Origin of the sequence: Streptococcus himalayensis, from assembly GCF_001708305.1 — a bacterium.
GTDB lineage: Bacteria > Bacillota > Bacilli > Lactobacillales > Streptococcaceae > Streptococcus > Streptococcus himalayensis.
In genome coordinates this window covers 631,432-644,437 of the sequence record NZ_CP016953.1, presented here as the reverse complement: position 1 = coordinate 644,437, position 13,006 = coordinate 631,432, and the positions used below count along the sequence as shown (strand labels likewise).

13 protein-coding genes and 1 riboswitch are annotated in these 13,006 nt (G+C 41.1%); of the genes, 1 reads left to right on the top strand and 12 read right to left on the bottom strand.

The window, feature by feature from the left end:
* Nucleotides 1-4: 4 nt before the first annotated feature.
* From BFM96_RS03190 to BFM96_RS03165, 6 genes are all read right to left on the bottom strand, one after another.
* The gene (locus BFM96_RS03190; protein WP_068990219.1) at nucleotides 5-1,171 is read right to left on the bottom strand and encodes an SIS domain-containing protein; all 1,167 of its coding nucleotides are present in this window, start codon (nucleotides 1,169-1,171) and stop codon (nucleotides 5-7) included.
* 275 nt (nucleotides 1,172-1,446) lie between these two features.
* Nucleotides 1,447-1,851 (bottom strand): PTS sugar transporter subunit IIA, encoded by a 405-nt coding sequence (locus BFM96_RS03185; RefSeq protein WP_068990216.1) that lies wholly within the window; start codon nucleotides 1,849-1,851, stop codon nucleotides 1,447-1,449.
* Nucleotides 1,852-1,861: 10 nt separating this feature from the next.
* Nucleotides 1,862-2,680, bottom strand: a complete 819-nt coding sequence (locus tag BFM96_RS03180; protein ID WP_068990210.1) for a PTS system mannose/fructose/sorbose family transporter subunit IID — start codon at nucleotides 2,678-2,680, stop codon at nucleotides 1,862-1,864.
* Nucleotides 2,667-3,578, bottom strand: coding sequence for a PTS mannose/fructose/sorbose/N-acetylgalactosamine transporter subunit IIC (locus tag BFM96_RS03175; RefSeq protein ID WP_068990207.1), 912 nt, complete (start codon nucleotides 3,576-3,578; stop codon nucleotides 2,667-2,669). The genes BFM96_RS03180 and BFM96_RS03175 overlap by 14 nt, the downstream gene beginning before the upstream one ends.
* 44 nt (nucleotides 3,579-3,622) lie before the next feature.
* On the bottom strand, nucleotides 3,623-4,108 hold the full coding sequence (locus BFM96_RS03170) for a PTS system mannose/fructose/N-acetylgalactosamine-transporter subunit IIB (protein WP_068990205.1): 486 nt from the start codon (nucleotides 4,106-4,108) through the stop codon (nucleotides 3,623-3,625).
* Nucleotides 4,105-5,892: a glycoside hydrolase family 35 protein gene (locus BFM96_RS03165; RefSeq protein WP_068990203.1), complete on the bottom strand. Its 1,788-nt coding sequence runs from the start codon at nucleotides 5,890-5,892 to the stop codon at nucleotides 4,105-4,107. Before BFM96_RS03165 ends, BFM96_RS03170 begins: the two co-directional genes overlap by 4 nt.
* 156 nt (nucleotides 5,893-6,048) lie before the next feature.
* Between BFM96_RS03165 and BFM96_RS03160 the strand changes: the two genes are divergently transcribed.
* Nucleotides 6,049-6,768 (top strand): GntR family transcriptional regulator, encoded by a 720-nt coding sequence (locus BFM96_RS03160; RefSeq protein ID WP_068990200.1) that lies wholly within the window; start codon nucleotides 6,049-6,051, stop codon nucleotides 6,766-6,768.
* Nucleotides 6,769-7,112: 344 nt separating this feature from the next.
* On the opposite strand, the gene rpsD is transcribed toward BFM96_RS03160, so the two are convergent.
* The 6 genes from rpsD to dnaB form a co-directional block, all read right to left on the bottom strand.
* A complete protein-coding gene (rpsD, locus tag BFM96_RS03155; RefSeq protein ID WP_067087439.1) occupies nucleotides 7,113-7,724 on the bottom strand; it encodes a 30S ribosomal protein S4 in 612 nt (203 codons plus the stop codon).
* A 193-nt stretch (nucleotides 7,725-7,917) separates the two neighbouring features.
* Nucleotides 7,918-8,640: an ABC transporter ATP-binding protein gene (locus tag BFM96_RS03150; protein WP_068990196.1), complete on the bottom strand. Its 723-nt coding sequence runs from the start codon at nucleotides 8,638-8,640 to the stop codon at nucleotides 7,918-7,920.
* A 2-nt stretch (nucleotides 8,641-8,642) separates the two neighbouring features.
* The gene (locus BFM96_RS03145) at nucleotides 8,643-9,620 is read right to left on the bottom strand and encodes an ABC transporter substrate-binding protein (RefSeq protein ID WP_068990191.1); all 978 of its coding nucleotides are present in this window, start codon (nucleotides 9,618-9,620) and stop codon (nucleotides 8,643-8,645) included.
* Nucleotides 9,621-9,636: 16 nt separating this feature from the next.
* Complete coding sequence (locus BFM96_RS03140; protein ID WP_068990188.1) at nucleotides 9,637-10,389, bottom strand: ABC transporter permease; 753 nt, start codon at nucleotides 10,387-10,389, stop codon at nucleotides 9,637-9,639.
* A 120-nt stretch (nucleotides 10,390-10,509) separates the two neighbouring features.
* A riboswitch (TPP riboswitch) is annotated at nucleotides 10,510-10,611 on the bottom strand.
* Between the two features lie 736 nt (nucleotides 10,612-11,347).
* Nucleotides 11,348-11,635, bottom strand: a complete 288-nt coding sequence (locus tag BFM96_RS03135) for a Veg family protein (RefSeq protein WP_068990184.1) — start codon at nucleotides 11,633-11,635, stop codon at nucleotides 11,348-11,350.
* 3 nt (nucleotides 11,636-11,638) lie between these two features.
* A complete protein-coding gene (gene dnaB, locus BFM96_RS03130; protein ID WP_068990180.1) occupies nucleotides 11,639-12,991 on the bottom strand; it encodes a replicative DNA helicase in 1,353 nt (450 codons plus the stop codon).
* Nucleotides 12,992-13,006 lie beyond the last annotated feature (15 nt).

Genomic DNA, 13,006 nt, shown 5'->3' with positions numbered 1-13,006 from the left:
TAGCTTATTTTGAAAATTCGTGGATAATCACACCTTGCACGACACGATTGACAGTTCCTGTTGGAGATGGAGTATCTGGTTTATTTTCCACTTTCAAGGATGTCAAAAGGGCAAAGAGTTGAGCATAGGCGATATATGGAAAGACGCGGTAAATATCACTTAAGACACCACCACACCCAAGTGGCACTTGATGAACATCATCAAGTTCTTCAACTTTTTCACCAAGGTAAATCACTTTACGAGCAATCTTGTCTCCAGCAACTTCCTTGACCAAATCAAGGTCATATTGACGTGTATAGTCATTATTCGAACCAAAGACGAGAACGACTGTATTGTCATTGATTAAAGACTTAGGACCGTGACGGAAACCGACTGGGCTTTCGTACATCGTTGCCACTTGCCCAGCGGTTAATTCCAAGATTTTTAATTGAGCTTCGTGAGCTAGGCCAAAGAATGATCCAGCACCTAAGTAAATCACACGGTCAAAATCCAATCCCACTAAATCTTGTACTTCTTGATCCTTGCCTAAAACTTCCTCAGTCAAACGAGACAAGGTCGCAAATTTCTCTTCTTTTTCTTCTAAATTTGCCTTATCAAAGACGAGTAGAGCTGTCAACATCATCGAAGTAAAGCTACTTGTCATGGCAAAACCAGCATCATTGGAACGACTTGGCTGCAAAAGCAAGAGATTTCTATCATCTCCTTGCGCTTGTTGGGCTAATTTCCCATCTGCCGCACAGGTAATCGTGATTTGATACAATTCATCAACCAAATCCTTAGCCAAATCCACAGCAGCAACACTCTCTGGCGAATTGCCACTACGTGCAAACGATACAAGCACCGTCGGCACCTCTTTTTGGAAATGATTGAGCGGGCCAGCTACAAGATCCGTTGTCGCAACCGAGCTAAAATTCCACTGACGCTCATCATAAATCGAAGTAAAGTAAGGTAATAAAGTATCTCCTACATAGGCAGAAGTCCCTGCACCTGTCAAAATCACTTTGATATAGCTATGTTTTTCAGCAATTTCTGCCAAAAATTGGGCGATGGCTGGAACATGATCCTTGTAAGCAGCAAATGCTTCTTTCCAAACATCAGGTTGCTGGTAAATTTCACGAGTCGTAATTTCTGCTCCTAACTGGAGCAACTCTTCTTTAGAATAGTTTAACATATTAAATTTCCTCCTTAAATGAAAAGAGCAAGTTCACCAATCATCCTCAAAGAATATCAAAAATAGACAAACGAACCCTGTACATTTTTGATATTCAGTGAGTCTGAATTACTTGAAAGAAATTTTCTTCAAAGCAATTCGTCTTAGAACCGAATCTTGCTCACTCCTTTGTCACATGATTTCCAGATCTTGCCTACAAGTTCCATCAAAACTGTAAACAAAATCATTTCAAAAAAGAAAGGGACTAGAAATCCCAGCCCCTTTCCACATCATGTTTATTCATCCTCATCGTCGGCCATGCCATTTAAAATTTCATTGACATATTGGACATATTCGGAAGTACTTTCGTGGTAATGTGATGTTGTTCCTAGAAGAGCATCATTGATGAATCGAATCACCATTGGCATATTCATCCCTGCATAGAGATCAATTTCTTGTCCTTCCATAATCAGTCGACTAACAACATTACAAGGTGTACCACCTAGTAGATCGGCAAAGACAACAAAATCATCCAATTCTTTAATGGTATCTAAGAATTTTTCTTGAAACTCTTCAGGACCTTCTGCTGGTAGCAATGATACGGTATGAATGTTATCTTGCGGTCCCATAATCATCTCTGTACTTTGCTTTAATCCTTCACAAAATTGACCATGGCTAACGAGTACTAAATGCTTGCTCATAAACAACCTCTTACATTCCTAGTGCAAAATGACCAAGAGCTGATAAACCAAGAGCTACGCAAATGATAATCAAGATAGCTTTTGTAGAAGTCATACCTTTACGGCCAAGTAACCAGAAGATTCCTCCTGTGATAACAGCTGGAACCAAGCGTGGGAAGATGCTGTTGAGCATAGCTTGAATGTCAATCGCTTTTTCACCAACGTGTGGAAGCCAAGAAACTTCTACGTTAATCATGGTTGCAATCAAGGCACCGAGCATGAATACCCCAAGAACAGACGCTGCATCAACCAAAGCAGTCAATGTAGAACGCATGGTTGTCACAAGTTTTGTACCTTCTTTATAGGCAACTTCTAGCTGTTTCCAACGGAAGATATCATAAGCTACTGCCACAGCCATCCATAGAAGGATACCGACAAAGGTTCCACCTTCTTTAGCCATCGTTGCTGCAATAGATCCCATAATTGCTGGAATAAGAGACGCAAAGATAGAGTCTCCGATAGGAGCAAATGGTCCCATCAAACCAGTTTTCACACCATTAACCGCATCTTTAGAAGCCACACCTTCATTTTCTTCCAAGGCAAGGTCAATCCCTGCGATAATCGTATGGAAGAATGGTGATGTATTAAAGAACTGTGTATGCAATTGCATCATTTCTTTTAGCTCAGGAGTGCCATCTCCGTACATTTTACGAAGTTGTGGCAAGAGCATGTAAAGATAACCAGAACCTTGCATCCGTTCATAGTTCCAACCAAGTTGGTAAGTAAACAAGCTACGTTTGTTAATTTGATTAAAATCTTCTTTGGTAAGTTTGTAATTAGACTTCATCATCTTCGATTTCCCCACTTTCTGAGTTAGATGGCGCTGCCACTACTGTTACATTTTGGCTATTTTTGTAGTGAAGGACAGCAAGAGCAATACCGATGATAGCCACACCAATCATTGGAAGGCCTTTGTCAAATGCTGAAGAGGCAAAACCGATTGCAGCATCTGCTGATTCATCGTAGGCACCTGCAAGTGTGCCAACTGCACCACTAAGAGTTTGAAGACCACCAAATACAGTTGTCAATATTGCTGTAATTGCAAAACCAAGACCTAAGTAGTGAAGATTGCGTTTGAGTGGAAGGTAGTGAAGCAAGATTGCGAACCCTAGACCTGGAAGCATACGAGCTGCAAGAGTCAAACCATCTGCGACCCATTTCACATTATCAATAGCTGTAACCATGGCTTGAACGAAATCACCACCAAAGGCAAGAGCTAGAAGTACAGGAAGCGCACGAGAAGCTGCCCATGGAATTGCACCTAATAAGTAGTTGCGTTCAATTCCTTTATAGTCAAAGCGTTCAACGGCTGCATCCACGCGGTGAGCAAAGTAAGTAGTTGAGAAACGACCAAGGATATCGGCATAAGTAAGAAGTGCTGCTACTGGTACCGCAATCGTTGAGATTGCAAGCTCAGCATCGATTCCTTTTGCAACTGAGAAAGCTGTTGCAATAACCGCACCAGATGTTGCGTCAATACGAGACGCACCACCGAAAGTACCAACCCCAAGTACTACTAATTGAAGCGCACCACCGATGTATAGACCTGTCTTCAAATCTCCCATAACAAGTCCTGTAATGAAACCTGCAAATACAGGCGAACCTGCTGAAGATACGATGGTCAACTCATCACAGATTTGATAAGCTGAGTACAAGGTAAGTAAAAGAATTTGCCACCATTGAATCATGATGTAACCTCCTAAAAATTTTTTAAATGTTATGAACGACTATACTATCTTACCTTTTCAAGTAGAGGTAAGAAATCTTTAGCGGTGTCACCTGGCACCATTTGATGAATTAATTTCACGCCTTTGGCATTCAATTCATCGAAGACACGAATATCCTCATCAACAACGTTCACTGAGCGTGTCACTGAGCGTGTTTCAGGCGATTGAGACATATTTCCAACGTTTAGCTCAGGAAGAGCAACTCCACGTTCTACCAAACCCAAGATTGGAGCTGGACGTTTTGCAACGATAAAGAGACGTTGTGAGTCATATTTCCCTGCTAGGATATTAGCAGCAGCTTTTTCGATGGTTAGCACAGAGAGTTTTACTCCTGGTGGGCAGGCTAATTTCAAACCTGATTTTTCAATATCACTGTTCACCACATCGTCGTCAACAACCATGATACGAGAAATGTTCAGTTTAGTAGTCCAAAGATTGGCTACTTGCCCATGGATCAAACGTCCATCGATACGAGTTCCTATAATTGTCATAAGTTTTCCCCCTTTATTTTTTGATATATAGGTTTTTTAACAAAGTGAATCGTTTCTCGATATTCCCCTTCCGTCTCAAAAATGACAATACGATTATCACCCTTTTTGAGCAAGCCATGTGGAATATAGAGAGATAGTGTCGGTCCGACCTTCCAAAACCGGCCGATATTGACACCATTGACAAAAGCAAGTCCCTTCCCGAAACCAGTCAGGTCTAGATAAGCATCGTAAAGCGCTTCCAATTTTACGTCAAAAGCATAGAAAGCAGGTTGATTTTCTCGCCAGTCTTTTGAAAAATCGACCTGATTGATCGTTTTCAACTCAAGCGGATATTGTTCCCAGTCAAGTAAGAAATGCAAATCCTTGCAAACTCCTGTTCGAATTCCCTTTCGTTGGGTATCTGCGAGAAGTTTATGACCATAGTTGACACGCCCCATATTTTCCATGAGAATATCAATCCTATGCTCCTTCTTTTGCTCAGCAGCTACAAAGATGTCTTCCCCAATCTCTGTCTGGTACTGCGTAGAAACAAAGTTTCCGTCGACAAAAAGTTGCATGCGATCTCGACCATCAATAATCCGAATTTTTTCTTCATCCGCATCCCATTCTGCATGAGTTCGATAGAGATGATAGCCATAATACTGACCCAACTCCTCTATTTTCTTCGGATAATTAGTCTTAATAGTCTCTGATAAACTCTCGAGTGTATCAAACAGGCTCACCTTAGCAACTAGAGGAATTGCTGCCAACTCCATACTCTCCTTTAGCAAAGGCTCGCAAGTAGGATAGTCTGGAAAATGCTCTTTCATCATCTGCTGAACTGCAAAGTACTTAGGTGTGGGATTGCCTTGTTCGTTTAGCAAAGCATCGTAGTCATAGGAAGTCACCTGTGGTAAATCAATTGTTCCTCTTGCGGAGCAACCATTCATAAAGCCAAAATTAGTCCCCCCATGAAACATATAGAGATTGATGGAGCCTAACTCCAACACTTCTCGGACAGCCTCTGCCAACTCCTCAGGCTCTCGAGTGATAATCGGCTCCTTCCAACGATTGAACCAACCATCCCAAAATTCCATGCACATCAGTGGCCACTTTTTACCATGCTCCTCAAAGAAAGTTTGCATCTGTGAAAAGTTATAAGCTCCTTTAGAGCCAAAATTCCCAGTAACCAAGATATCCTCTTCAATCAAGGTTCCTGCTCTCAACGTCGCTCGCCATGGTCCATCTGATGTAAAGAGCGGACAAGTCACACCAGCCTCTACCATCAAATCACGAAGAGCACGAAGGTAAGCTTTATCCTCGCCGTAAGAACCATACTCATTCTCAATCTGCATCATGAGGATATTTCCCCCGTTATCCAGTTGATATGGTAATAGTTTTGGCAATAATACAGCATAGTAATGACGAAGAGCTTCTAAAAATGCAGGATCCGAAGATCGAATGCGCATCTTTTTTTCCAATAGCCAAGCTGGCAAACCACCGAATTCCCATTCTGCACAGATGAAGGGAGAAGGACGTACAATCGCATACAAGCCCAAATCCTGCGCAAGCTGAAGAAATCTTTCCAAGTCCAGTATGTCTGAAAAATCAAACTCTCCCTCCCTTTGCTCATGCATATTCCAAGGAACATAGGTTTCAACTGTATTGAAGCCCAGAGCCTTTAAGTTATAGAGAGAATGATACCAATCATCTGGGTGGATTCGGAAATAGTGAATAGTACCTGACAAAATCTTAAAGGGTTCTCCATTTAGGTAGAAATCATCTCGCACCTCAAACCTAGCCAAGCAGTCACCCTCTTTCCTTAAAGAAAACTTAAGTAATCGTTTTCACTACTTAATATATTATATATTTTAAAAAATGTCAATACTTTTTAACAAATTTTTTGAAAAATGTGGTACAATGCATAATGAGAAGGAAAAATTTAAAGTGAGGTGAAGTACATGGTTGTCCCTAAATATCAGTACATCAAGGACGAACTTAAAAACAAAATTATCTCAGGGCAATTCGAGAATGGAGATAAGTTTTATACAGAGGCAGAACTAATCAATCTTTATAACGTTAGTTCCATTACAGTTGTCAGAGCATTGAACGAACTTGCCAAAGATGGATACATCATCCGTCAACAAGGAAAAGGCACTTTTGTTTCTCGTGCTCGCAAACACAAATTAGTGGAATTCTCAGATGTTGAGCTTTTCGGCTCTCAGGATGATGATCAGGTAATTGTACTATCGATTGAACGCGAAAATGACGATCGTATTCTAGAAAAATTAGGGTTAAAAAATACCCAATTCTACTATAAGATTGAGCGTATTCGTAAGGCCAAAGGGGTTGTCTATCTCTATGACAAATCCTACATTCCAGAGCAGTATATCAATGCTAATTACCCAGACTTGTCCTATTACAGCTCGATTTACAAACGTTTCAAAGAAGATTATCACATCCATTTGAATGACGAACATTTCGAAGAAAGCAATGTGATTTTATTCCCAACACCTGAAGACATCTGCCAAGTTCTTGAAATTGATTCAACGTTCCCTGTTGTTTACCAAGAAAAAACAACGCAATTGGAAACCACCGGTCAAGTCATCGAATACGATGAAACCTATAAACGGGCTGATTTCTTCAAAATCAAATTTGTATCACGAAATCGTCCAAATTAAAAGTAAAAAAAGTAGTCCATATCTAGAGCATGGACTACTTTTTCTTTTCCCCTAAAGTGAATGGTCGAGAATATCTATCATTGAGAGCACCCCCACTCCCCAAAAAACTCTTCAGTTCTGTACCAGTTTTCTCCTAAAACTCTTCAGCCAAGAATTGACAAATATGGAGCATCTCTCTTTTATAGGTCTGTAACTCTATCGTTCATGGATAGACTAGATTGCAAATGAGAAGAGTAGCGATTTTGTGGTCCTGTTCATCAATCGTCTACCCTTGGCCTTTACAATGTTAAAGAGCATCAGAAAAAGCCCACTTGCGTAGGCTCTCTGTAATATATATAATGAAATTAAAGCATTTTGTTATAGAATTCAACGACAAGTGCTTCGTTAATTTCTGGGTTGATTTCGTCGCGTTCTGGAAGGCGAGTTAATGAACCTTCTAATTTATCAGCATCGAATGATACGAATGCTGGACGTCCAAGAGTTGCTTCAACTGCTTCAAGGATTGCAGGTACTTTCAATGATTTTTCACGAACGGAAATCACTTGACCTACTTCAACACGGTAGCTAGGAATGTCAACGCGTTTTCCGTCAACAAGGATGTGACCGTGGTTTACAAATTGACGTGCTTGACGACGAGTTGTTGCAAGACCTAAACGGTAAACAACGTTGTCCAAACGACGTTCAAGAAGAAGCATGAAGTTGAAACCAAGAATTCCGCCTTTGATTTTTGTAGCTTGTACGAATAAGTTACGGAATTGTTTCTCACCTACACCGTAAGAGAAACGAAGTTTTTGTTTTTCAGCCAATTGCAAACCGTATTCTGACAATTTGCTGCGGTTGTTTGGTCCATGTTGACCTGGTACATAGTTACGACGAGCAAGCTCTTTACCTGTACCTGTAAGTGACAAACCAAGACGGCGTGCTTGTTTCCAAGATGGTCCTGTATAACGTGACATAAGAATGTCCTCCATAAAATAAATTTTTTATGGAAATAGTCTTTGAGAAATCCTGATTCGTGCAGGTACCCTTCGCCTAAACAGCTAAGGTTACTTCTATTGCAAAGTACCTGTTGACGAGCTTCATATTCCTCTGCTGCTATTTCACACAAACTTTATTATACCACGATTACAGATTTCTGTAAAGAATTTTCTACACTTTTGAAAGGTAATCAAGAATTTCTTTTTTATAGGCTAGTTTTTGAACCTCTTTATCTTCAGGTTCTTGCCAGTCTAACTTGATTTCGGCGACAATCTCTCCCGGACGATGATTGAGCAGATAAATGCGATTGCTAAGCGTCAAGGCTTCATCTAGGCTGTGGGTGATAAGGAGACTAGTAAGCCCCAAGCTTTGATGAATTCCTAAGTACCAAGCATGCAAATCTGCCTTTGTCAATTCATCTAAAGCACTAAAGGGTTCATCCAACAAAAAGAAAGAGGGACCAAATAAATAAGTTCGCAAAAGTGCAATCCTTTGCCGCATACCTCCACTTAATTCCCGTGGATAGGCTGACTGCACATCTGCTAAATTAAAGGCTCTTAACAGCTCCAAGGCTTGCTTTTCTGCTGTCTCTTTGTTCACACCTTGAATGCGTAAGGGAAGGCTGACATTGCCCAAAACAGTTTTATGATCCAGCAATAAATCCTTTTGGAGCATATAGCTGACCTTGCCTTTGGGATTGTTTTCCCCATCCAATATCAGTTGGCCTTTTTTGACCTCTAAGATACCTGCAATCAGGTTAAACAGGGTTGTTTTCCCGACCCCGCTAGGGCCTAAAATGGCTACAATTTCGCCCTCTGAGACCTCTAGATTGATATTGCGTAAAATCTCCTCTTTGCCATACCTATGGCTTAGATTGGCTACTGTTAATCTCATCCTTACTCCACAAATTCATTGCTAAAGCCAATATCTGTCAAATCTTTGGTTAAGACACCCTTGTCTTTTGCCCAATCGTAGAAAGCATTCCAACGGTTGGCATCAAACCGACCCCATTTTTCCTTATTTTCTGCATATTGCTTAGATAAATAGGATTGAGATTCCTCTACAAATTTACGCTCTTTTTCCAATTCCGGTGCGTGTTTGATGAGAATGTCCGCCGCCTCTTTGGGATGCTCCATTGCGTATTGATAGCCTTTTTTGATCGCTTGAATGACTGCACGCGCTTCCTCTTTATGCTCTTTCAAATAGGTATTATTGGCAATAATCACAGGCGAATAATAATCTAATTCCTTGGCATAATCCGTCATATAAAAGAAATTAGTCTCAATTCCTTGCGACTTAGCCAAGATACCATCCCAGCCATAGTAAATCCAAGCTGCATCAAAACTACCATTTTCAATCGGAGTGATCGAATTGGAATCCGTGTTAGGAACTTTTTTAACCTTTTCAAAATCACCACCCTGAGCCTTCACCAGGGTTTCCACCATGGCCAGCTCTATCGGATCATTCCAAGTCCCGTACGTTTTTCCAACCAAGTCCCTAGGCTTCATAATTCCTGTTGCACTTTTCGAGATAATACCTGACGTATTATGCTCAACAATCGCTGCGACAGCCGTCATTTCCGCCCCTTTTTCCAATTTCTTAGCCATAGAATCCTGGAAAGAAATTGCAAATGGCGCCTTGCCATTGATGACCAAATCAGACGAACTATCCTCTGGGGGCAATTTGATGTCTACATCCACACCAGCGGCTGTAAAATACCCTTTTTCTTTGGCAACATACAAGCCTGTGTGATTGGTATTAGGCGTCCAATCCAAGATAAAATCTACTTTTTTTGCTCCGCTCGCTTGCTTTCCATTTCCACAAGCTGCTAAAAAGAGGCAAGCTACTGCAGCTATCATCCATTTTCGTTTCATTCAAATCTCCTATTCTCTATTGCCAACGCAAAAGACGCTGCTCTAATACCTTGACCAACTGCATTCCCAGCAAACTAATCAAGGATATTAAAATGATAATTGTAAACATGGTATCGTACTGGAAAAGCTTTTTGGACTGAATCATATAAACTCCTAAGCCTTCAAAACCACCTAACCACTCCGATACAACAGTGGTAATAAACGCATAAGACACACTGACTCGCAAACCTGCAAAGAAGTAGGGAAGACTAGCCGGCACCTTAAAATGCCAGAGAATCTGCCACCACTTAGCCCGCATGAGCTGAAAAAGAATCAGCGTATCAGAATCGCACTGTTTAAAACCATCCAACAAACTAATGATAATGGGAAAAGTTGTGGTTAACAAAATGAGCACCAATTTCGGTAAAATCCCATATCCCAGCCACAACACCAAAATCGGTGCCAACGCAATGGTCGGAATGGTTTGAATCACAACCAATAAAGGATATAAAATATCATAGAAAATCGGCAACTGATCCATCACAATCGCAGTGATAAAAGCCAAAAGAACCCCCAAGCCAAGCCCCAAAAGTGCGACCTTGATTGTTGCCAAGCTGTGAAAGAACAGCATGTCATAATCTCGAATCATGGCACCTAAAATCTCAAAAGGAGTGGGTAGGATAAATTTTGGCAAAATACCTAGAAAACCTGCTATCTGCCAGAAACATAAGACAAGCAACAAACTGAGTACACTCACAGACTCCCGCAATCGGTTCTGGATTTGATTCATGTCATCTCCTTTCTATCCCTCTACATTTGCAAATGAAAAACACCCTATCCATATAGGAATAAGGTGTTTTCGCGTCTTCATATTGCAGTACCTCCTACCCAAAATGGATAAGCGGCTTTCTTCTACATCTACTGAATTCCCTACGCTGGCATTACCCAGATCAGGTGCGGTCGAAGCTTACACTTCCTCTCAGACTGTACACAGACTCCCATATCTATCTCTAATGATAGCGAAAGCAGTTCCAAAAGTCAAGAAGAATGCCTAGGAGAAATATGCTTCGGCTATTTTTTAACGATTAGCAAAAATCAATTTTTCGCTGTATTATCGACTATTTTCACATAAGGAGGCAATACAGTCATCTCCGTTGGAACTTCTTGTTCTTTCAACTGTTCCTCAGGAGAATCGCTCACTTCAGAAACTGTCACTTCCGCTTCAGGATCCAATCGGTTAGAAACAAATCTGGGTTCCTCCAGTTAAAATCTATGTTTCCCACTAACCGTAATATCCAACGAATACACACGAGCACCCAACTCATATCTTCCCACTCGAAAATGGTCATACTCCATCGACTGGACATGTTCATAATGGTTATACATATAGAGAGCCGAATATTTGATGATACTCAATGAAAATCATAGTTAGTATTTTTACTACTTTCTTGTATGGTTCAGACATAAACCACCTATTTTTTTATTACTGGCTATTCCATGTACTGAAAGAGTATCCTGTTTAACTCATTTAGTTCTCTACATTTTAGAACCAAAATAAAAATGTTCAGATGAAAAGGCTATTTTTAAAATTAAATGAGTATTAACACATCCCGATTATCCATATCCCCCACCTCTATCGCACGACTCCATGCCCCGTTGCTAAGGATAAACAGTTGCCAAGGATAAACAGTAAAAGAAAGAGTTGTCAAACAACAACCCTTTGTGATTTTTTATCATTGAAGCAACCCTCACTGCGCCTCATCTTCATGTATATAACGAATCAAATTCTTTTCCGTTAAGATATCTGAATACGTATAAGACTCAACGTAGGTATTTTCAATCTCGCCTGGATTGCTCCCATCGTTACTATATTCGACGATAAAGAGAGAAGGATAGACCTCAATCAAGCGACCAATCTTATCCTTCTGACGTTTCCGCCCATTTTCCAAGGTCATAGCCACCAATTTCCCTTCATGGGCCTTGATGTCTTCCTTAATCTTCTTCATCTTCGCAACATCTGCAAATGCATCACTCATGATTTACTCCTCTCTTTTAGAAATACTTGAAAATTTATTGTATTCCTTTTGAAAAATCAATTCTACCGTACCGCGTGCACCGCTCCGGTTTTTCTCAATAATCACTTCGACTTTATTATTCGGAATGCTCTCTTCTTCCTCGCCTCCGCGTTCGTAGTAGTCATCACGGTACAAGAAGGCAACAATATCCGCATCCTGCTCGATAGATCCAGACTCCCGAATATCAGATAAAACGGGACGCTTGTCCTGCCGTTGCTCCACACTCCGCGAAAGCTGACTAAGTGCAATAACGGGAACTTTTAATTCCTTGGCTAAGATTTTCAACTGCCGAGAAATTTCTGAGACTTCCTGTTGACGATTTTCACGTCCAGTACCTGTTATCAGCTGCAAGTAGTCGATTAAAATCAAGCCTAGATTTCCAGTTTCTTGGGCTAATTTCCGCGAACGAGAGCGAATTTCTGTAATCCGAATTCCTGGAGTATCATCAATATAGATACTGGCATTGGCAAGATTGCCCTGTGCAATCGTATATTTTCGCCATTCCTCATCCGTTAGCTGACCTGTACGAATCGAGTGCGATTCAATCAAACCTTCTGCTGCCAACATCCGATCGACTAAGCTTTCTGCCCCCATTTCAAGAGAAAAGATAGCGACCGTCTTGTCTAGCTTTGTCCCGATATTCTGGGCAATATTGAGGGCAAAGGCCGTTTTTCCGACCGCAGGACGAGCCGCTAAGATAATCAACTCTTCCTCATGCAAGCCTGTCGTCATGTGATCCAAGTCCTTGTAACCTGTCGCAATCCCTGTAATATCAGAAGTCTGCTGCGAACGCTGCTCCAAGCTTTCAAAATTCAGATTTAGAACTTCACGGATATTTTTAAAACCGCTGCGACTAGCATTTTCGCTGACATCAATCAAGGCTTTTTCTGCACCAGCGATAATCTCATCTGCTGGACTGGCTGCGTCGTAGGCCTGATTGATACTTTCTGTCAAACGGCTGATTAAACGCCGTAAGATAGCTTTTTCTGCGACAATTTTGGCATAATATTCAGCATTAGCTGACGTCGGAACGGCATTGACCAAATCGGCAATGTAGGACAGCCCTCCGATATTTTGCAAATCATCTTGACTATCCAAAATATTACGAACCGTCGCTGCATCAATAGCATCTCCACGATCAGCCAAATCAATCATGGCCTTAAAAATCAGTCGATGGGCATATTTAAAGAAGTCAGTCGGCTCGATGTATTCACGGACAAATACCAGTTTGCTCTCGTCAATGAAAATTGCCCCTAACACAGACTGCTCAGCTAAAATATCCTGAGGCTGCGCACGCAATTCATCAATTTCTGCCATAAAACCTCCTTCCCA

Excerpts from the sequence above, each read along its gene's own strand:
- BFM96_RS03190 (WP_068990219.1), bottom strand. The coding sequence starts at position 1,171 with ATGTTAAACTATTCTAAAGAAGAGTTGCTCCAGTTAGGAGCAGAAATT.
- BFM96_RS03185 (WP_068990216.1), bottom strand. The coding sequence starts at position 1,851 with ATGAGCAAGCATTTAGTACTCGTTAGCCATGGTCAATTTTGTGAAGGA.
- BFM96_RS03180 (WP_068990210.1), bottom strand. The coding sequence starts at position 2,680 with ATGATGAAGTCTAATTACAAACTTACCAAAGAAGATTTTAATCAAATT.
- BFM96_RS03175 (WP_068990207.1), bottom strand. The coding sequence starts at position 3,578 with ATGATTCAATGGTGGCAAATTCTTTTACTTACCTTGTACTCAGCTTAT.
- BFM96_RS03170 (WP_068990205.1), bottom strand. The coding sequence starts at position 4,108 with ATGACAATTATAGGAACTCGTATCGATGGACGTTTGATCCATGGGCAA.
- BFM96_RS03160 (WP_068990200.1), top strand. The coding sequence starts at position 6,049 with ATGGTTGTCCCTAAATATCAGTACATCAAGGACGAACTTAAAAACAAA.
- rpsD (WP_067087439.1), bottom strand. The coding sequence starts at position 7,724 with ATGTCACGTTATACAGGACCATCTTGGAAACAAGCACGCCGTCTTGGT.
- BFM96_RS03150 (WP_068990196.1), bottom strand. The coding sequence starts at position 8,640 with ATGAGATTAACAGTAGCCAATCTAAGCCATAGGTATGGCAAAGAGGAG.
- BFM96_RS03145 (WP_068990191.1), bottom strand. The coding sequence starts at position 9,620 with ATGAAACGAAAATGGATGATAGCTGCAGTAGCTTGCCTCTTTTTAGCA.
- BFM96_RS03140 (WP_068990188.1), bottom strand. The coding sequence starts at position 10,389 with ATGAATCAAATCCAGAACCGATTGCGGGAGTCTGTGAGTGTACTCAGT.
- BFM96_RS03135 (WP_068990184.1), bottom strand. The coding sequence starts at position 11,635 with ATGAGTGATGCATTTGCAGATGTTGCGAAGATGAAGAAGATTAAGGAA.
- dnaB (WP_068990180.1), bottom strand. The coding sequence starts at position 12,991 with ATGGCAGAAATTGATGAATTGCGTGCGCAGCCTCAGGATATTTTAGCT.